Source organism: Niveispirillum irakense DSM 11586 (assembly GCF_000429645.1).
GTDB lineage: Bacteria > Pseudomonadota > Alphaproteobacteria > Azospirillales > Azospirillaceae > Niveispirillum > Niveispirillum irakense.
Genome location: NZ_AUCG01000016.1, coordinates 690,429 through 708,402 on the forward strand (window position 1 = coordinate 690,429; position 17,974 = coordinate 708,402).

22 protein-coding genes are annotated in these 17,974 nt (G+C 61.7%); 14 read left to right on the forward strand and 8 right to left on the reverse strand.

Annotation, left to right across the window (positions count from 1 at the left end; genetic code table 11):
• Positions 1–6: 6 nt before the first annotated feature.
• From rdgB to rph, 4 genes are all read right to left on the reverse strand, one after another.
• On the reverse strand, positions 7–624 hold the full coding sequence (gene rdgB, locus G473_RS0106735; RefSeq protein WP_029012473.1) for an RdgB/HAM1 family non-canonical purine NTP pyrophosphatase: 618 nt from the start codon (positions 622–624) through the stop codon (positions 7–9).
• Between the two features lie 72 nt (positions 625–696).
• Complete coding sequence (locus G473_RS0106740) at positions 697–993, reverse strand: CcdB family protein (protein ID WP_029012474.1); 297 nt, start codon at positions 991–993, stop codon at positions 697–699.
• Entirely contained in the window at positions 993–1,235 is a 243-nt protein-coding gene (locus G473_RS0106745) for a type II toxin-antitoxin system CcdA family antitoxin (RefSeq protein ID WP_029012475.1), read from the reverse strand. The genes G473_RS0106740 and G473_RS0106745 overlap by 1 nt, the downstream gene beginning before the upstream one ends.
• Before the next feature lie 92 nt (positions 1,236–1,327).
• Entirely contained in the window at positions 1,328–2,047 is a 720-nt protein-coding gene (rph, locus tag G473_RS0106750; RefSeq protein WP_029012476.1) for a ribonuclease PH, read from the reverse strand.
• 163 nt (positions 2,048–2,210) lie between these two features.
• On the opposite strand from rph, the gene hrcA reads away from it, so the two are divergent.
• A complete protein-coding gene (hrcA, locus tag G473_RS0106755) occupies positions 2,211–3,248 on the forward strand; it encodes a heat-inducible transcriptional repressor HrcA (protein ID WP_029012477.1) in 1,038 nt (345 codons plus the stop codon).
• A 150-nt stretch (positions 3,249–3,398) separates the two neighbouring features.
• Positions 3,399–3,995 (forward strand): nucleotide exchange factor GrpE, encoded by a 597-nt coding sequence (grpE, locus tag G473_RS0106760; protein ID WP_029012478.1) that lies wholly within the window; start codon positions 3,399–3,401, stop codon positions 3,993–3,995.
• An 81-nt stretch (positions 3,996–4,076) separates the two neighbouring features.
• On the opposite strand, the gene G473_RS0106765 is transcribed toward grpE, so the two are convergent.
• The 4 genes from G473_RS0106765 to petA all read right to left on the reverse strand — a co-directional run bounded on the left by G473_RS0106765 (position 4,077) and on the right by petA (position 7,370).
• Positions 4,077–4,373 (reverse strand): DUF2798 domain-containing protein, encoded by a 297-nt coding sequence (locus G473_RS0106765; protein ID WP_051329953.1) that lies wholly within the window; start codon positions 4,371–4,373, stop codon positions 4,077–4,079.
• Between the two features lie 330 nt (positions 4,374–4,703).
• Positions 4,704–5,489 (reverse strand): cytochrome c1, encoded by a 786-nt coding sequence (locus tag G473_RS0106770; RefSeq protein WP_210163230.1) that lies wholly within the window; start codon positions 5,487–5,489, stop codon positions 4,704–4,706.
• On the reverse strand, positions 5,489–6,796 hold the full coding sequence (locus G473_RS0106775) for a cytochrome b (RefSeq protein ID WP_029012481.1): 1,308 nt from the start codon (positions 6,794–6,796) through the stop codon (positions 5,489–5,491). The genes G473_RS0106770 and G473_RS0106775 overlap by 1 nt, the downstream gene beginning before the upstream one ends.
• Positions 6,797–6,824: 28 nt before the next feature.
• Positions 6,825–7,370, reverse strand: a complete 546-nt coding sequence (gene petA / locus G473_RS0106780) for a ubiquinol-cytochrome c reductase iron-sulfur subunit (RefSeq protein ID WP_029012482.1) — start codon at positions 7,368–7,370, stop codon at positions 6,825–6,827.
• Positions 7,371–7,912: 542 nt separating this feature from the next.
• Here petA and coaBC point away from each other — a divergent pair.
• From coaBC to leuC, 12 genes are all read left to right on the forward strand, one after another.
• Entirely contained in the window at positions 7,913–9,133 is a 1,221-nt protein-coding gene (coaBC, locus tag G473_RS0106785) for a bifunctional phosphopantothenoylcysteine decarboxylase/phosphopantothenate--cysteine ligase CoaBC (RefSeq protein ID WP_035705501.1), read from the forward strand.
• Between the two features lies 1 nt (position 9,134).
• Positions 9,135–9,590 (forward strand): dUTP diphosphatase, encoded by a 456-nt coding sequence (gene dut / locus G473_RS0106790; RefSeq protein WP_029012484.1) that lies wholly within the window; start codon positions 9,135–9,137, stop codon positions 9,588–9,590.
• Positions 9,591–9,600: 10 nt separating this feature from the next.
• The gene (locus G473_RS0106795; protein ID WP_029012485.1) at positions 9,601–10,056 is read left to right on the forward strand and encodes an RrF2 family transcriptional regulator; all 456 of its coding nucleotides are present in this window, start codon (positions 9,601–9,603) and stop codon (positions 10,054–10,056) included.
• Positions 10,057–10,117: 61 nt separating this feature from the next.
• Positions 10,118–11,095, forward strand: a complete 978-nt coding sequence (cysK, locus tag G473_RS0106800) for a cysteine synthase A (protein ID WP_029012486.1) — start codon at positions 10,118–10,120, stop codon at positions 11,093–11,095.
• Between the two features lie 182 nt (positions 11,096–11,277).
• A complete protein-coding gene (locus G473_RS29830; protein WP_084437674.1) occupies positions 11,278–12,348 on the forward strand; it encodes an energy transducer TonB in 1,071 nt (356 codons plus the stop codon).
• A gap of 12 nt (positions 12,349–12,360) precedes the next feature.
• The gene (locus tag G473_RS0106805) at positions 12,361–13,416 is read left to right on the forward strand and encodes an energy transducer TonB (RefSeq protein WP_029012487.1); all 1,056 of its coding nucleotides are present in this window, start codon (positions 12,361–12,363) and stop codon (positions 13,414–13,416) included.
• Positions 13,417–13,423: 7 nt separating this feature from the next.
• A complete protein-coding gene (locus G473_RS25495) occupies positions 13,424–13,921 on the forward strand; it encodes a nucleotidyltransferase family protein (RefSeq protein ID WP_210163231.1) in 498 nt (165 codons plus the stop codon).
• A gap of 146 nt (positions 13,922–14,067) precedes the next feature.
• Positions 14,068–14,223 (forward strand): entericidin A/B family lipoprotein, encoded by a 156-nt coding sequence (locus G473_RS25500; protein WP_035705504.1) that lies wholly within the window; start codon positions 14,068–14,070, stop codon positions 14,221–14,223.
• 115 nt (positions 14,224–14,338) lie between these two features.
• The gene (locus G473_RS0106820) at positions 14,339–14,893 is read left to right on the forward strand and encodes an NUDIX hydrolase (protein WP_029012488.1); all 555 of its coding nucleotides are present in this window, start codon (positions 14,339–14,341) and stop codon (positions 14,891–14,893) included.
• A 59-nt stretch (positions 14,894–14,952) separates the two neighbouring features.
• Complete coding sequence (locus G473_RS0106825; protein WP_029012489.1) at positions 14,953–15,972, forward strand: alpha/beta hydrolase; 1,020 nt, start codon at positions 14,953–14,955, stop codon at positions 15,970–15,972.
• Positions 15,969–16,313, forward strand: coding sequence for an RNA-binding S4 domain-containing protein (locus G473_RS25505; RefSeq protein WP_084437676.1), 345 nt, complete (start codon positions 15,969–15,971; stop codon positions 16,311–16,313). The genes G473_RS0106825 and G473_RS25505 overlap by 4 nt, the downstream gene beginning before the upstream one ends.
• A gap of 217 nt (positions 16,314–16,530) precedes the next feature.
• Positions 16,531–17,949 (forward strand): 3-isopropylmalate dehydratase large subunit, encoded by a 1,419-nt coding sequence (gene leuC / locus G473_RS0106835; RefSeq protein WP_035705508.1) that lies wholly within the window; start codon positions 16,531–16,533, stop codon positions 17,947–17,949.
• Positions 17,950–17,974: the final 25 nt, after the last annotated feature.

Below are 17,974 nucleotides of genomic sequence, written 5' to 3' on the forward strand. Positions count from 1 at the left end.
GACGAGTCATTTTGCGCCGAAGCAGCGCGCCTTCAACTTTTTGAAAGCGTCGGCCCGATGGCTGATGGCCTGCTTTTCCGCCGGGTCCATTTCCCCACAGGTGATGGCATAGCCATCGGGGATGAAGATGGGATCATAGCCAAACCCGCGATCCCCGCGCGGCGGGAAGGTCAGCGTCCCTTCCAGGCGGCCTTCCACCGCCTCCACATGCCCATCGGGCCAGGCCAATGCCAGGGCGCAGATGAAGGCGGCGCGGTCGCCCTTGCGGTCAAGCGCGGCTTCCAGTTCCTGGCGAACCCGGTCCATGGCCAGGGTGAAATCCTTGGTCGGCCCGGCCCAGCGGGCGGAATAGATGCCGGGCGCCCCATCCAGCCCCGCCACCGACACACCACTATCATCCGCCAGCGCCGGCAGACCGGACGCAAGGGCCGCCGCCCGCGCCTTCAGCGCCGCATTGCCGATATAAGTGGTCTCTGTCTCTTCCGGCTCCGCCAAACCCAATTCCCTCGCACTGGGGAATTTCGCCACATACTCTTTCAACAGGGCGGCAATCTCCGGCACCTTGCCCTTGTTATGGGTGGCGATAACCAGCGTATCGCCGGTGAACTGACGGGGGGCGGACATAAAGACGGCTCCAACTTGAAACGAACGGCACAGAGCTATTGCCTGATGCCCGCGTTTGCAATGGATCAAATCTCAGATACCGGACAGAAGAAAATCCAGCGCCCCCGTGATGATGAAATCCTGATCTCGCAACCGGGTAACAGACTGGGTCAGTTCAGTGGTTGGCACGGCTGCCATCCACTGGGTCATCATGATCAATTCCACCCCGGCAACGGAAAGAATGGGGTTGAGACGGCTGATAGGCCTGGGGGCCTGAGAAAGAGGAAGTAGCGGCACAACCATCCGCGTATTCAGGTCCCGCAGGATATTGGCCTGAACATCCAGCAGATAACCAGCCTCGCCATGGGGAAAGACGTCAAACCGCGCCATCAGAACTGCCGGAACCGGGCCAATGGCACGCCATGGCGTTCTACATATTCATTGGCGCTTTGAATCGCCTCACGGTTACGATCGAACCAATCTAGATCGGTCTGCTGCCGGATAGCCTCCTGGATGCCTTTTTCAGCAGCAGAGGCAAGATCAATCGAGAGCATCTCCGCCTGCGCCAACAGATCAGCGGAAATAGCAAGATTAGCATGCCGCTTAGGCCCGGCAGGGTTGGACTTGATCATTGTCACCCGCTCCTTCAATCTTCTCACCATGGTGGAGATTCCTGGATGCAGGTCAAGGGGTAGCGTTGGCCGGCACCACCCCCGTCCCGCCCTTACAGCCCCAACACGGCCCGCTGCATCGCCGTCAGCTCGGCAATCCCCTTGCGGGCGAGTGACAGCAGGGTCAGGAATTCGGCTTCCTGGAACGGCTTATCCTCTGCCGTGCCCTGGATTTCCACGATGCCGCCGCGACCGGTCAGCACGAAATTGGCGTCCGCCCCGGCATTGCTGTCTTCCGGGTAATCCAGGTCCAGCACCGGCACGCCATTATAGATGCCGCAGGAAATGGCGGCCACCTGGTCGGTCAGCGGGATTTCCTTCAGCACGCCGATGCGCTGCAGGTGTTGGAAAGCCAGATGCAGGGCGACATAGGCACCGGTGATGGAGGCGGTGCGGGTGCCGCCATCGGCCTGGATCACATCGCAATCCACCTTCACCTGGATCTCGCCCATCGCCTTCACATCGGTGACGGCCCGCAGGCTGCGGCCGATCAGGCGCTGGATTTCCTGGGTGCGACCGGACTGCTTGCCCTTGGCGGCTTCACGGTCGGAACGGGTATGGGTGGAGCGGGGCAGCATGCCATATTCCGCCGTCACCCAGCCTTCGCCCTTGCCGCGCAGGAAGGGCGGCACCTTTTCTTCCACGCTGGCGGTACACAGCACATGCGTGTCGCCGAACTTCACAAAGCACGACCCTTCGGCATGGCGGGAGAAATGGGTCTCCAGGCTGACAGTGCGGAGCTGGTCGGCCAGGCGGCCGGAGGGGCGGGTCATGATGGCATCCATCGGTTGATCTCTATGATGGTCCCTTCAATAGCAACCGCATCCCCGCCCGTCCATGATGCCCTGGCACCATTGCGGCATGGCGGCTCCGTTGATTTGCGCGGCGGCGGCTACTACTCTCTTATCCGACGAGGATGGATGGCATGCGACGGGCATGATCAGTGAACTGAACCAGCGGTCGCGGGAAATATTCCGCCAGATTGTCGAAACCTACGTGCAGACGGGGGAGCCTGTCGGCTCGCGCACCCTGTCGCGCCGGCTGACATCCAATCTGTCACCCGCCACCATCCGCAATGTCATGGCCGACCTGGAAGAGCTGGGCCTACTGATGGCGCCGCACACCTCTGCGGGCCGTGTACCCACCGATGCCGGCCTGCGCCTGTTCGTCAATGGCCTGCTGGAAGTGGGCGACCTGACGGAGAAGGAGCGCGCGGATATCGAGGTGCGATGCAGTGCCAGCGGCCGGTCGCTGCCCGAAGTGCTGGAGGAGGCGACGAACCTTCTGTCCGGCCTGTCATCGTGCGCCGGGCTGGTGCTGGCGCCCAAGACCGACCGACCGCTGAAACATATCGAATTCATCAACCTCGCCCCTGCCCGCGTGCTGGTGGTGCTGGTGACGGAAGACGGGCTGGTGGAGAACCGGGTGGTGGAGGTGGCGGAAGGCCTGCCGCCCGCCGTGCTGCAGATGGCCAGCAATTACCTGAACGCCCGCGTTGTCGGCCGCACCCTGGCGGAGGCCCGCGCCTTCATCCAGCGGGAGATTGAGGAGCAGAAAAGCCAGCTTGATGCCCTGACCGCCAAGGTGGTGGAAACGGGGCTGGCCACCTGGGCCGGTGCGCGTGGCAGCCAGGGCTATCTGATCGTTCGCGGTCAGGCCCGGCTGCTGGAGGATGTGACGGCCCTGTCGGACCTGGAGCGTATCCGCAACCTGTTCGAAGCGCTGGAAACGCGTGAACAGATGATGCGGATGCTGGATGCCACCGGCAAGGCGGACGGGGTGCAGATCTTCATCGGGGCGGAGAATAACCTGTTCTCCCATGCCGGCTGTTCCATGATCGTCAGCCCCTATGCCAACACCAAGGACCAGATTGTCGGCGCCATCGGGGTGATCGGCCCGACCCGCATCAATTATGCCCGCATCATCCCCATGGTCGATTACACGGCCAAGGTGATTGGCCGGCTGATGGGGTGACACCTCTTGCAATCCGCCCCCATGCGGCCCCATCTGTGGGCTGCCTATCATCTCGACAGGCGGGGTTTTCCCGCCTAAACCTTTGCAACCGGCCCTGGTGCCGGCACGCATTTCCCAAACGGCATAAGAAAGCCCGAGGCTTGAACCGCGATGAGTGACACGACCAACATCAACGAGACCGAAACCGCAGCGGACACCGCCGACAACGCGGCCCAGGCGACGGCAGGCTCTGCCGCCCCCGCCGCCGATGCCGGCCGCGTTGCCGCGTTGGAAGCCGAGGTCGCGCAACTGAAGGATCAGGTGCTGCGCGCCCTGGCGGAGGCGGAGAATATCCGCCGCCGCGCCGAGCGGGAGCGCGAGGATACGGCCAAATATGCCGTCGCCAAATTCGCCAAGGACCTGCTGGCCGTGGCCGATAATCTGCGCCGCGCTGTGGAAGCGGTGACCCCGGAAACCCGCGAGGAGAATGCCGCCGTCAGCAGCCTGCTGACCGGGGTGGAAGCGACCGAACGCCAGCTCACCGCTTCGTTCGAGCGCGCCGGCATCGCCCGCATGGAAGCCATGGGCCAGCCGGCCGACCCCAATTTCCATCAGATCATGATGGAGATCGAGAATACCGGCAAGGCACCGGGCACCGTGGTTCAGGTTCTCCAGCCCGGCTACACCATCCATGGCCGCCTGCTGCGCGAAGCCATTGTCGGGGTGGCCAAGGGCGGTGAAGCCGGCCATGTGAAGACCAGCGCATAAACTTTCCACGCCGCTGCGTGCGTGAAAGACCGAAAAGGGCGCCCTCCAGCCGGAGAGCGCCCTTTGTTTTTTAGCATCCAATCACCGCGCTGGGACTTGGACAAGAAGCCCGACAATGCGCCGTACCAGCGGCAGGACCAGCAGCAGGGTGGGAAAAGCGATCAGCCAGGACAGGCCCCAGGCCTGCAACCAGTGCCCGGCCACCCCCTCAACAAGACCGATATTGCGCAAGGTGGAGACAGCCGAGACGACGCACGTCATCAAGATCGACAAGATCAGCGGCATGACGAAAGCGGCTGCAGACGGGGGGAGTTTGCGAAACAGGACACGTCCGGCCCGGCGGCCGGGGGATGTGAAACGGGTATTGAAATCAGACATGAAGGGCACCTTGAAAAGGGCCCCGAAGCAGGGTCAACGGCATAATGCACCGTCAGCTCCCGCTCAGGGGCTGTTGGTGCGTTGGTTGACGTTGAACGCTTACGGCAATCGTCCCGCGATATGCCCCTTTTTATAGGCACGGCATTTCAGGCCGGACAAGCACAAAGAAAAAGGGCGCCCCCTTATCAGGAAGCGCCCTTTTTCTTTACTCAAAGACCCGCTGGAGCCGGGCGCCTTCAACCTTAAACGCACCCGGCTCCAAGCCTTTGTTCAGCGAGCGGATTCACGCGCCAAAGCGATTCCCGCTTTTCCGCGATCCGCTCTTGCCGATCAATGCACGTCGGCCCACAGGCGGCGCTTGGCGGCATACATGATGCCGGCAAACACGACCAGGAAGCCGATGACCATGATACCGACGCGGCGGCGTTCTTCCAGCTTGGGCTCAGCGGCCCAGGCCAGGAACTGCGTCACGTCACGGGCCTGCTGGTCGAGGGTGGCGGCAGTCCCATCGGTGTAGGTGATGCCGTTCTCGTACAGCGGCTGCGCCATGGCGATGGCGTGGCCCGGGAAATACTTGTTGTAGTTGCCGCCGGGCGGCATGTCGAAACCAGCCGGGGCTTCCGCATACCCAACCAGCAGCCCGTGGATATAATCCTCGTGATGGGCGCGGGCCTTCACGATCAAGGACAGATCCGGCGGAGCCTTGCCGCCATTGGCGGCAGCGGCGGCCTGCTTGTTGGGGAACGGGTTGTGGAACCGGTCGGACGGAATGCCCGGACGGGTGAACATCTCGCCCTGGTCATTCGGGCCGTCGGTGATTTCCACCGACGCCGCAATGGCCTTCACCTCTTCCTCGGTGAACCCGATGTCATGCAGGTTGCGGTAGTGCAACAGATGCATGGAATGGCAGGCCGAGCAAACTTCCTTATAGACCTGGAAGCCGCGCTGGACGGCCGCATAGTCATAGCCCTTGAAGAAGGACAGGAAGCTGTTGACCCCGCCATGGGCCCATTTTTCAGCCGGCGGAACCGGCACGTCGCCGGCCGCCTGGGCACCGGCGGTCAGGCCGGCAATGGAGAGAACGCCTGCGGCGATAAGGGTACGAAGACGACGCATCAGGCCTTCTCCATCACTTGAGCAGTAGCGCCGGTGGCAACCGAACCACCACCCAGAACGGGCTTGGCGATGGAAGCGGGCAACGGCAGCGGCTTCTCGATCCGGCCGATGATCGGCAGGAGCAGGAAGAACGCGAAATACATGACGGTACCGAGCTGGCCGATCAGCACATAGGGCTGTTCAGCCGGCTTGCCGCCCGCATAGCCCAGCATGAAGAAAGCCGGGACCAGGCAGAGCAGCACCCACCACTTGAAGATCGGGCGGAAGCGGGAGGACCGGACCGGAGACGTATCCAGCCAGGGCAGAACGAACAGGATCGCGATGGAACCAAACATGGCCAGCACGCCGCCCAGCTTCGCCGGGATCAGCACCACATCCGTGAAGGGCAGGCCGATCGAGAAGGTGATGGAACGCAGGATGGCGTAGAAGGGCAGGAAGTACCATTCGGGCACGATATGCGCCGGCGTCACCAGCGGATCGGCCGGAATATAGTTATCCGGATGGCCCAGATAGTTCGGCGCGAAGAACACGAAGGCGGCAAAGAAGATCAGGAAGACCGTCAGGCCGAAAATGTCCTTCGTGGTGTAGTAGGGGTGGAACGGCAGCGTATCCTGCGGGCCCTTCGGCTCAATGCCGAGCGGGTTGTTGGAGCCGGTGATGTGCAAGGCGGCGACGTGCAGGAACACGACGGCCAGCAGCACGAACGGCAGCAGGAAATGCAGCGCGAAGAAGCGGTTCAGGGTCGGGTTATCGACCGAGAAGCCACCCCACAGCAGGGTCACGATGCTCTCACCCACCACCGGGATGGCCGAGAACAGGTTGGTGATCACCGTGGCGCCCCAGAAGGACATCTGGCCCCAGGGCAGCACATAGCCCATGAAGGCGGTGCCCATCATCAACAGCAGGATGACGACGCCGAAGATCCAGATCAGTTCGCGCGGGGCCTTGTAGGAACCGTAATAGATGCCGCGGAAGATGTGGATATAGACGACGATGAAGAACATCGACGCGCCGTTGGCATGGATGTAACGGATCATCCAGCCCCAGTTCACGTCGCGCATGATGCGCTCGACACTGTCGAACGCCAGCAGCGTATTGTTCGTGTAATGCATGGCCAGAACGATACCGGAGACGATCATCGTCACCAGCACGAACATGGCAAGCGCGCCGAAATTCCAGAAATAGTTGAAATTCCGCGGAGTCGGGAAAGACCCGTACTCCTTGTTCATCATCGTGATGACCGGCAGGCGCTGGTCGATCCAGTTCACCACCGGATTACTGAAATTAGACTGGGGGGCGTGGGCCATCTGGCACTCCCTCTACCTGGATCTGTTTTTAGCCGATCTTGACGCGGGTATCGCTGATGAAAGCGTATTCCGGCACGTGCAGGTTCAGCGGCGCGGGGCCCTTGCGGATACGTCCCGACGTATCGTAGTGCGAACCGTGGCAGGGGCAGAACCACCCACCAAAATCGCCCTTGGCTTCACCGGGGGAGGTGCCCAGCGGAATGCAGCCCAAATGGGTGCAAACGCCAACCAGCACCAGCCAGTTATCCTTGCCTTCCTTCACACGTTCCTGATCGGTCTGGGGGTCGATCAGATCGGCCACCGGAACCTTGCGGGCGGTGTCGATTTCTTCCGGTGTGCGGTTGCGGATGAAAACCGGCTTGCCGCGCCACATGGCCTTGATCGCCTGACCCGGCTGGATCGGCGCCAGATCGACTTCGATCGTGGCGAGCGCCAGCGTATCGGCAGCCGGATTCAGGCTGTGGATGAAAGGCCACAGGGCGGCGGCTGCACCAACGCCACCCATAGCGGCGCCAGCCAGATAAATGAAGTCGCGGCGGGTCTGGCCGTCGCCCGCATGCATGGTGTCCGCCATACCTTGTCGTCTCCTCGGCGAAAAGACGCCTGCCCCGCCGGGCTTGCGCCTTGAACTGCTAACCTGGGGTCTACCCCCGGGAACGGGGGCAGATGGAATTGACTTGTCCGACCGGTCTGCCATCCCCATCTGACGCCGGGCGGGCAAAGCCCACAGAGGCGCCACCGGACATAGGGAACAGGCAAAGACGAACGGAGCGGCCGGAGTACCCCCGGTCGCGGATGTTCGATATACATGGCCCGCCAACGGTTGGGAAGCTTTCGGTTCCGGACAATCTGTCGCGCGCACCCTTGCGGATTATAGGATTGCGGCAAACACATGGCACCCGCCCCCCGGTGTGCCCCGAATGCAGAAGAGACGGACCCGATGGGCGTTCGCCGGCTTGCATCGCACCCATAATGGGCATATCTAGGATTTTACATCCGCGTCGCCGTTCTTTGACCGTCTTTCCGGCATGGATTGCACGTCAAACCCGGCACCGGCGCATCTGGCAATAGCAGGCGATGATGAGCGGGCCCGTTCCCCATATCTCCGCACCCCTGATGGGAAAACGGATCCTTCTGGTGGTGGCCGGCGGCATCGCCGCCTTCAAGACCCCCGATCTGGTCCGCCGCCTGCGGGAGCGGGGGGCATCGGTACGGGTGGTCCTGACTGATGGCGGTGCGCAGTTCGTCACACCGCTGACCCTGCAGGCCGTCTCGGAGGATAAGGTTTACCGCGACCTCTGGTCCCTGACCGACGAATCGGAAATGGGCCATATCCAGTTATCCCGGTCCGCTGATGTCATTCTGGTGGCGCCAGCCACAGCCAATATCCTGGCCCGCATGGCGCATGGGCTGGCCGATGATCTGGCCACCACCGTGCTGCTGGCGACCGATAAGCCGGTGATCGTGGCCCCGGCGATGAATGTACGCATGTATGAGCATCCGGCCACCCAGGCCAATCTCGCCCTGCTGGCGGCGCGGGGCGTCACCATCATCGGCCCGGATGATGGCGCCATGGCCTGTGGAGAGTTCGGCCCCGGCCGGATGAGCGAGCCGCTTTCCATCGCCGCCCATCTCGCCGACTGGTTCACCGGGCAGGCCGGACCGAAGCCCCTGGCCGGACGCCATGCGCTGGTGACCAGCGGCCCGACCCATGAACCGATTGACCCCGTGCGCTATATCGCCAACCGGTCCAGCGGCAAACAGGGCCATGCCATCGCCGCCGCCCTGGTCGCTCTGGGCGCGCGGGTGACCCTGGTCAGCGGCCCGGTGGCTTTGCCCGACCCGGCGGGCGCAACCGTTCTGCATGTCGAGTCGGCGCGGGAAATGCTGGCCGCGTGCGAGGGCGCCTTGCCGGCAGACATCGTTGTCGCCGCCGCCGCCGTTGCCGACTGGCGGGTGGCCGATGCGGCCGGGCAGAAGCTGAAGAAAGATGGTGGCGCGCTGCCCAGCCTGACCCTGGCGGAAAACCCGGACATCCTGGCCACCCTGTCAAAGCCGGGACCGGAGCGGCCCGCCCTGGTGGTGGGCTTCGCTGCCGAAACCAACGACGTTCTGGCCTATGCCCAGGCCAAACTGGCCCGCAAGGGCTGTGACTGGATCCTGGCCAATGATGTGTCACCCGCCACCGGCACCTTTGGCGGCGACCGCAACCTTATCCACCTGATCCGCCAGGGCCAGTCGCCCGAGACATGGCCCGACCTGCCCAAGATGGAAGTCGCGACCCGGCTGGCGGCAGAGATCGCCAGTCATTTTGAATTTGAAAATGGAAAGAAATAACATGTCCAGCATCTCCATCGCCGTTCGCCGCCTGCCCCATGGCGCAGACCTGGCCCTACCGGCCTATGCAACCGCCCATTCCGCCGGCATGGACCTGCTGGCCGCCGTGACGGAACCGGTGGTGCTGGCACCCGGCGCGCGCAAGCTGGTCCCGACCGGCATCGCCATCGCCCTGCCGGAGGGCTATGAGGCGCAGGTGCGCCCCCGGTCCGGCCTGGCGCTGAAGAACGGCATCACCCTGTTGAACAGCCCCGGCACCATTGATGCCGATTATCGCGGCGAAGTGGGCGTGATCCTGGCCAACCTGTCCGACCAGCCCTTCACCGTGGAGCGCGGCATGCGCATCGCCCAGATGGTGATCGCCCGCTATGCCCAGGCGCAGTGGCAGGAAGTGGATGATCTGGATGAAACCGCGCGCGGTGCCGGCGGCTTCGGCTCCACCGGCACCAAGGGATAAGGACCAGGCCATGCTGCGCATTTCCAAAAAGCTGATGTTCGCCATCGAGACGGTGCTGGACATTGCCTACAATGCCGGCTCCGCCCCGGTACAGTCGGCGGAGATCACGCAGCGCCAGGGCATCCCCAAGCGTTATCTGGAACAGGTACTCCAGGCCCTGGTCCGGGCTGGCGTGCTGGCCGGCGTGCGGGGGCCAAAGGGTGGCTATCGGCTGGCTAAGGAACGCCGCCGCATCAGCGTGGCCGAGATTGTCCGCGTCGTCCGTTCCCTGGAACAGGGCAGCGACCCGATTGAAGAAGAAGTCGGGGCCGAGTTGGGCCGTCAGGTCGTCCGCCCGCTCTGGGCGGAATTGCAGGACGAGGTGATGGCAAGGCTGGAGCAGACCAGCATCGAGGATCTGTGCGTGCGGGCGCATCAGGCCGGTGTGGCCAGCGAAGCCGCCTCCAAGCTGGATTTCAGCATCTGACAGGCTTATATACCGATACATGATCGGTATTTTCCAATAAATACCAGAACGGAGATGTAAAATGTCGGGAGAGAACGTACAGGCGTCCGGCGAATTCCGCGGCCGCATCTATGACAGCATCCTGGACACGGTGGGCGCCACGCCGCTGGTCCGGTTGAACCGTCTGGCCGCCAAGCATGGCGTCGTCGCCGACGTGGTGGCCAAGCTGGAATTCTTCAATCCGCTGTCCAGCGTGAAGGACCGGATCGGCAAGGCGATGATCGAGACGGCGGAAGCGGAGGGCAAGATCTCCCCCGACCGCACTGTGCTGATCGAGCCGACCTCGGGCAATACGGGTATTGCGCTGGCCTTCGTGGCCGCCGCCAAGGGCTATCGCCTGATCCTGACCATGCCGGAGAGCATGTCGATCGAGCGGCGCAAGATGCTGAAGCTGCTGGGTGCCGAACTGGTGCTGACCCCTGCCCCGCAGGGGATGAAGGGCGCCATCGCCAAGGCCGAGGAACTGCTGGCCAGCACCCCCGGCGCCTATATCCTCCAGCAGTTCAAGAACGGGGCCAATCCGGCCGTCCATCGCGCCACCACGGCCGAGGAAATCTGGAACGACACCCAGGGCAAGGCCGATGTGCTGATTTCCGGTGTCGGCACCGGCGGCACGCTGACCGGCGTGGCCCAGGTGCTGAAGGCCCGCAAGCCCGGCTTCAAGGTCGTGGCCGTGGAGCCGGAGGATAGCCCCGTCCTGTCCGGCGGCTTGCCCGGACCGCACAAGATCCAGGGCATCGGCGCCGGCTTCGTGCCCGACATCCTGGCCAAGGACCAGATCGACGAGGTGCTGCGCATCTCCAACGTCCGTGCGTTCGAACTGGCCCGCGATGCCGCCCGTACCGAAGGCATCGCCGTCGGCATCTCCTCCGGCGCGGCCCTGGCTGCGGCGTTTGAGATCGGCGCGCGGGCGGAGATGAAGGACAAGCTGATCGTCGTGATCCTGCCCAGCTTCGCCGAACGCTACCTCTCCACCGCCCTGTTCGAGGGGCTGGAATAAGCATCGGCCCCTTGGGTCCATCGCTTTCAGGAAAACCCCGATGTCGAAAGGCATCGGGGTTTTTCATTTCCAAAACGGATCGCCGGCGATATCTCCGGTTTCCATCTACAATATACGTTGCATTTTTTAGGAGGCCCGCCAGGATAGCGCGTTTTTTCCAGCCTCGTTCTTTTGGAATTCACATGATGCGACGCTATCTGAGCTTATCCCTGGTTTTCCTGTCCGGCTTTTTCGCTCTCTCCTCTTCAGCCTCAGCGGAGGAGACAAACCCAATGGACTTGAATAAGGTCGTTTGCGATCAAGCAGCCCATTACTCCCGCGAAATGATCTCTGAATCACGGGAGGGATGGGTGGAATTGCGTTTCACCATGAAGCCAGATGGCAGGTTCACTGATATCGAAGTTGTTTCTTTCTTCGGGGAAAATTATTTCGCAGAAGCTGCACAAAAAGCTATGGAAAGTTGCCGTTACACGCGACCGGATTTGATCTCCCCGCAGGGAACCGAAGTACGCAACCTCAGAACTCCATATTTTTTTAAGCTTGTAGATGGAAAAAGCGAGCGAACCGATAAAGGAAGCTCCGAAGAAGTTTATAAAAAAATAAGAGTTTCAAAAAATTTACTTAATATTGGAAACATCGAAGAGAGCGAAAAAATATTGAACGAAGCCGAAGCAGTTAGCCGTAAATTATATGAATATATTCATATTATAATCCAAAGAGCTGTTCTGGAAACGGCGCGTGGACATAAAAATTTATCCCTAATTTATTTGCGTGGTATCAGCAAGCATAAACAATACATTCAAGAAAAAGAATTCAGGCAATTGCTGCGTATGCGATTGGCAATTGAGTTAATGGAGGGTCATTATGTCCAGGCTGAAAAAACGGCATCTGAAATGGCGGAAAAGCCTATGGATGGCGATGAAAAATTACTTGCCCAAGTCGCTCTGTTGAAAGGGGTGATGACTGCGGGCGCGCCGGTCAGCGTCGCGGGCGAGCTTCCCGCGAACTGTCATCCCGCCTTCTGTGACCTCAAGGAACCGGAATGGTCTTACCTTCCCTATAACCGCACAGTCTCTCTTGCGAATATCCAAGGGAAGTTGACCAATATATTTTTCCGCTGTGAAAACAAAACAGCAAAATTTAAGGCTGACCCAGATATAACATGGACAATTCCAGAAAGCTGGGGAAGCTGTTCAATTGATGTAAAAGGTGAACCAGGAACAAAATTTGAACTAATTGATGAATATATATAAGGATAATCTAAAATGAAAATTTTACCGCTTTCGTTTTTGATAACAACACTTATTTTGCCGTTTTCATATGAAACAGCCAATGCACAAACCACCCCTATTTTCAGTTACGATCAAATACCTCTTGGTAAAATCGACTGTGGGGACATCCGGTTTACAAAAACACCAGAGGGCGCCAGGTTCAGTTGGATAGATATACGCTTTACCGTCCTGCCGAATGGCCGTTTAGCGGATGTTGAAACCGTCGGCCAAGTCGGCAGAGAAAGTTTCCACGCCGATATCATGCGCGCCTTGTCCAAATGCCGCTTCAGCCAACCCAAGAAGGAGAATGGTAAGCCCATCGCTGTCCGCAATATCTATACACGCTTCAGCTATATCGAGGCTCCCGCCAAACCCGGCGTTGGTGTGAAAGAGAAGCTGGCCGCCAGCGAGCAGCTCTTGATACAGGGAAAGCTGGATGAGGCTGCGGCAACATTGGATGAGGCTGAGCAGGCAGCAAATTCTTTCAGTGAAATGTACAATATCATAATTAGGCGCGCGCTCCTCATGACCAAACGGGGTCGGGACGACATTGCCCTACGATATCTCCACAGCGTTCCCTTCGCCGCGGTGGATGAGGAGAGGATCCGCGTGTTGCGCATGCGGCTGAGCCTTGAACTGAAGCTGGGACTGTTGGCCAGTGCAGGGGCAACAGGCAGAAAACTGGCCGACGCCAAGCCTGATCCAGAGACCACGGCACTCCTTGCGACCCTGGATCAACAACGCCAATTTGGTGCCTCTGGTCAACCGCTGGAAATCCAGGGCAGGGTGCCTGCGGAATGCACCTTGATGATCTGTGATCCGGCGAAGCCCGGCTGGGAATATGTCCCGACTAATCGCACAATCTCCCTGGCGAACCCGGTCGGACACCTGGATCAGATCGCTATACGCTGTACCCATCAGACGCTTATCACCGCCGCTACCATCGGCACCACCTGGACCATCCCCGCCAGCTTCGGCCAATGTGCCGTGGAGGTAACCGGAGAACCCGGTGCCACCTTCACCCTTATCGACGAGACGATCCCAAGCTGAGGGAGCGGTGACACCCGATCAGTTCCGCCACCTCGCCCTCACCAACCCTGTGAACGCGGCCTTGATGGAAAGGCTGCCTTCCCTGGGGCTGGGGGATTGCTGGCTGGTGGCCGGGTGCCTCTATCAGGCGGTCTGGAATGCCCGGGCAGGACAGGCCGCAGGATGGGGCGTGAAGGATTACGATATTTTCTATTACGATCCCGACACCAGTTGGGAGGCGGAGGATATCGCCATCCGCCGGGCCGATGCGCTGTTCGCCGATCTGGGCGTGATGGTGGAACTGCGCAATCAGGCACGCGTCCATCTCTGGTATCCACAGCGCTTTGGCCGCACCATCGCTCCCATCCCCAGCGCGCAAGCTGGGATCGACGGATTTCTGGTGGCCTGTACCTGTGTCGGCCTGTCAGCAGCGGGGGCACTTTACGCCCTTACGGGCTGGATGATCTGGCCGCCGGCATCCTGCACCCCAACCCGCGCGCACCCGATCCGGTCCAGTACCGGCTGAAGGTGGAGAGCTATCGCGCGCGTTGGCCGCATCTGCGCGAAGGGGTTACCACGAGAGAGGGGTTGGAACCAGAAGATCGCCTTCATCGTTTCTGATGCGTCCCCAGCCACATGCGGCTGGGCCCGAACGAATGATAGGAAACGATCATGGCTCACCGTTCCACCAAGGCTGTGCTGACCGCCGGCGCCCTGCTGCTGGCCCTTTCCTCCCTGACCGCCTGCAACACGGTTGAAGGTGCCGGCAAGGACATCAAGTCCGGCGGCAAGGCGATTGAGGAAACCGCTCAGGACGCCAAGAACTGATCCGGCGGGACGGCGGGGCCCTTTGCGACCACCCTGGCCCCGCCGTCCATTCCGCTGACCAAGGTTTACGCATCCCATATTGCGGGGGCAGCCCATCAGGGGCATGGTATCGCGTATGAGCGACGATATCCCCTCTCCCGCCACAGCCGGCCCAAGGCTGCGGACCATTCCCCCCGGCGAGGATCGGGAGCGGCTGGTCTGCCCGGAATGCCACTATATCGCTTATGAAAATCCCAAGATCGTCGTCGGCTCCATCGTCACGGACGATGCGGGCCGTATTCTGCTGTGCCGCCGGGCGATAGAGCCACGCAAAGGCTACTGGACCCTGCCGGCCGGCTATATGGAATTAAGCGAGACGACGGAACAGGGTGCCGCCCGAGAGGCGCGGGAGGAAGCCTGCGCCGAGATTGCCATCGAGGGCCTGCTGGCCATTTACAACATCCCGCGCATTTCCCAGGTGCAGCTGATCTATCGCGCCCGTCTGGCCACCCCCTTCATAGCCGCCGGACCGGAAAGCCTGGAAGTCGCGATGTTCGCGTGGGAGGATATTCCCTGGGACGATCTGGCCTTTCCCTCCGTCAGCTGGTCATTGCATCAGCATCGTGACCGGATCGGCCAGATGCTGGGCGCGCCTGCCACCAATCCACCGCCCCCGGTTGAAGGCTTGTAACCAGACCGCTGCCCTGGCAAGAATCGGCACCCGCCCTTGCACGCCAGGAAAGGCCAAAGATGCGTAAATCCCCCGCCGCCGCCCGCGGCACCGTCCACCGTCTGGTCCTCGACAGCCAGCTTCTGCGTGGCAACCGTCAGGGCGACCCGACAGAGCGGGAGATCCATGTCTATGTGCCCGCCGGCCATGATGGCGCGGACCTGCCGCTGCTGTTCGATATTGTCGGCTACACGGCGGGCGGCCCCGCCCATACCAACTGGAAGAATTTCGGGGAGAATGTACCCGAACGGCTGGACCGGCTGATTGATAGTGGCGCGCTGCCGCCGGTCGTGGTCGCCTTCCCCGATTGTTTCACCCGCCTGGGCGGCAACCAATATATCAATTCCGCCGCGCTCGGCCCCTGGATGGATTTCCTCTGCGATGAAGCGGTGCCCTTCGTGGAGGGGCATTTCCACTGCGGCGGGCCGGGGCGGCGGGGCATTTTCGGCAAAAGCAGCGGCGGCTATGGCGCGCTGGCCCATGCCCTGTTGCGCCCCGATATCTGGTCCGCCGCCGCCAGCCATTCCGGCGATGTCGGGTTTGAACTGTGCTATCTGCCCGACATGCCGGGCGTGCTGCGGTCACTGGCCCGCCATGGCGGCAGCGTCGAGCGGTTCATGAATGCGTTTGAGACCGCCCGCAAGACCGATGGCAAGGATACCCATGTGCTGATGATCCTGTGCATGGCGGCAACCTATGACCCCGATCCCAGCCAATATCTGGGCATCCGCCTGCCGGTGACAGACGATACATGCGAGATCATCCCCGACCGCTGGGCCAACTGGCTGGCCTGGGACCCGGTGAATATGCTGGAAAAACAGGCTGATGCGCTGCGCAGCCTGAAAGCGCTCTATATCGATTGCGGCGACCGCGACCAGTATAACCTCGTTTATGGCGCGCGAAGGCTGCACCGGCGGCTGGAGCAATTAGGCATCGCCCACCGGTACGAAGAATTCCCCGACGATCATTCCTCCGTCGATTACCGGATGGATGACAGCCTGCCCTATCTGGTCCGCGCCCTGACCGGACCGGGATCATGAGCGGGGAGGACATCACCGCCCATGATCCCGGCGATGCCGCCGATATCGCCCGTGGCCGGCTGCGGCTGGATAAATGGCTCTGGTACGCGCGCTTTCTGAAAACCCGCAGCCAGGCGGCCAAGCTGGCAGCATCGGGCGCGGTGCGGCTGGCCGGCGCGCCCGTGGCCAAGGCCAGCCATATGGTGAAGGTGGGCGATGTGCTGACTTTCCCGCTGGGGCCTTACGTCCGGGTGATCAAGGTGAAAGCCCTGGCCGCCCGGCGCGGCCCCGCCCCGGAGGCGCAGACGCTCTATGACGACCTGGACCCGCCCAGCCCGGAAGGCAAGATGGCGCGGGGGTAAGCGGGATGGCGGGACGGTTAAACAGGTACTACCACTACCCCTCATGCGCGGCCTATGAATCTGCCTTGCAGCCAGCCCCCGGCCAGATGCCCCGGCCATGCTTGTCGGGTTCGCCTCCTGTCGCTATGCTCCGCAACCATGTAACAAAGTGACAGGAAGGTACGCCGTACCTTTCCGGTTCGATCTTTACCCCCGGTTCGACCCCCAGGTGATTGATATGGCACGCACGCTCTACGACAAGATTTTCGAAAGCCACACCGTCCACCGCCAGGAAGACGGCACCAGCGTGCTTTATATCGACCTGCATCTGGTACACGAGGTGACCAGCCCGCAGGCTTTTGAAGGGCTGCGCGTGGCCGGTCGCAAGGTGCGCCAGCCGGGCAAGACCCTGGCCGTGGCCGACCATAATGTGCCGACCAGCAAGGATCGCCTGCAGGGGATCAAGAATGAACAGGGCCGCATCCAGGTGGCGCAACTGGGCATCAATGCCAAGGAATTCGGCATCGAATATTTCGATATGGCCGATATCCGCCAGGGCATTGTGCATGTGGTCGGCCCCGAACAGGGCGTGACCCAGCCGGGCATGACCATCGTGTGCGGCGACAGTCACACCGCCACCCATGGTGCCTTCGGCGCGCTGGCCTTTGGCATCGGCACGTCGGATGTGGAGCATGTGCTGGCCACCCAGACGCTGCTGATCAAGAAGTCCAAGAACATGCTGGTGAAGGTGGATGGTGCCCTGCCGCTGGGCGTCACCGCCAAGGATCTGACGCTGGCCATCATCGGCAAGCTGGGTACCGCCGGCGGTACCGGCTATGTGATTGAATATGCTGGTCAGGCCTTCCGCGACCTGTCGATGGAAGGGCGCATGACCGTCTGCAACATGGCCATTGAAGCCGGTGCCCGCGCCGGCCTGATCGCCCCGGATGAAAAGACGTTTGAGTATCTGCGCGGCCGCCCCCGCGCGCCGCAGGGTGCCGATTTCGACCGCGCCGTGGCGTACTGGCAAACACTGCCCAGCGACGAGGGTGCCGTGTACGACAAGGTGGTGGAACTGAACGCCGCCGACATCGTGCCGCAGGTGACCTGGGGCACCAGCCCCGAAGACGTGTCGGCCATCACCGCCTCGGTGCCGAACCCGGCGGACTTCAAGGACCCGCACAAGCAGAAGGCCGTGGAACGCGCGCTGGCCTATATGGGCCTGACGCCGGGCACGCCGCTGACCGAAGTGCCGGTGCAGAAGGTGTTCATCGGTTCCTGCACCAACAGCCGCATCGAAGATTTGCGCGCCGCCGCCGAAGTGGCGAGCGCCGGTCTGGCGAAGGGTCGCAAGGTGGCCGATGGCGTCTATGCCATGGTCGTCCCCGGCTCCGGTCTGGTGAAGGAACAGGCGGAAAAGGAAGGGCTGGACAAGGTCTTCATCGAAGCCGGCTTTGACTGGCGTGAACCCGGCTGTTCCATGTGCCTGGCGATGAATGACGACAAGCTGAAGCCCGGTGAACGCTGCGCAAGCACGTCCAACCGCAATTTTGAAAGCCGCCAGGGCCCCGGCGGCCGCACCCATCTGGTCAGCCCGGCCATGGCTGCCGCAGCAGCACTGACTGGTAAGCTGACCGACGTGCGCACGCTGGGTTGATTACTGAGACCAACCTCCCTTGATC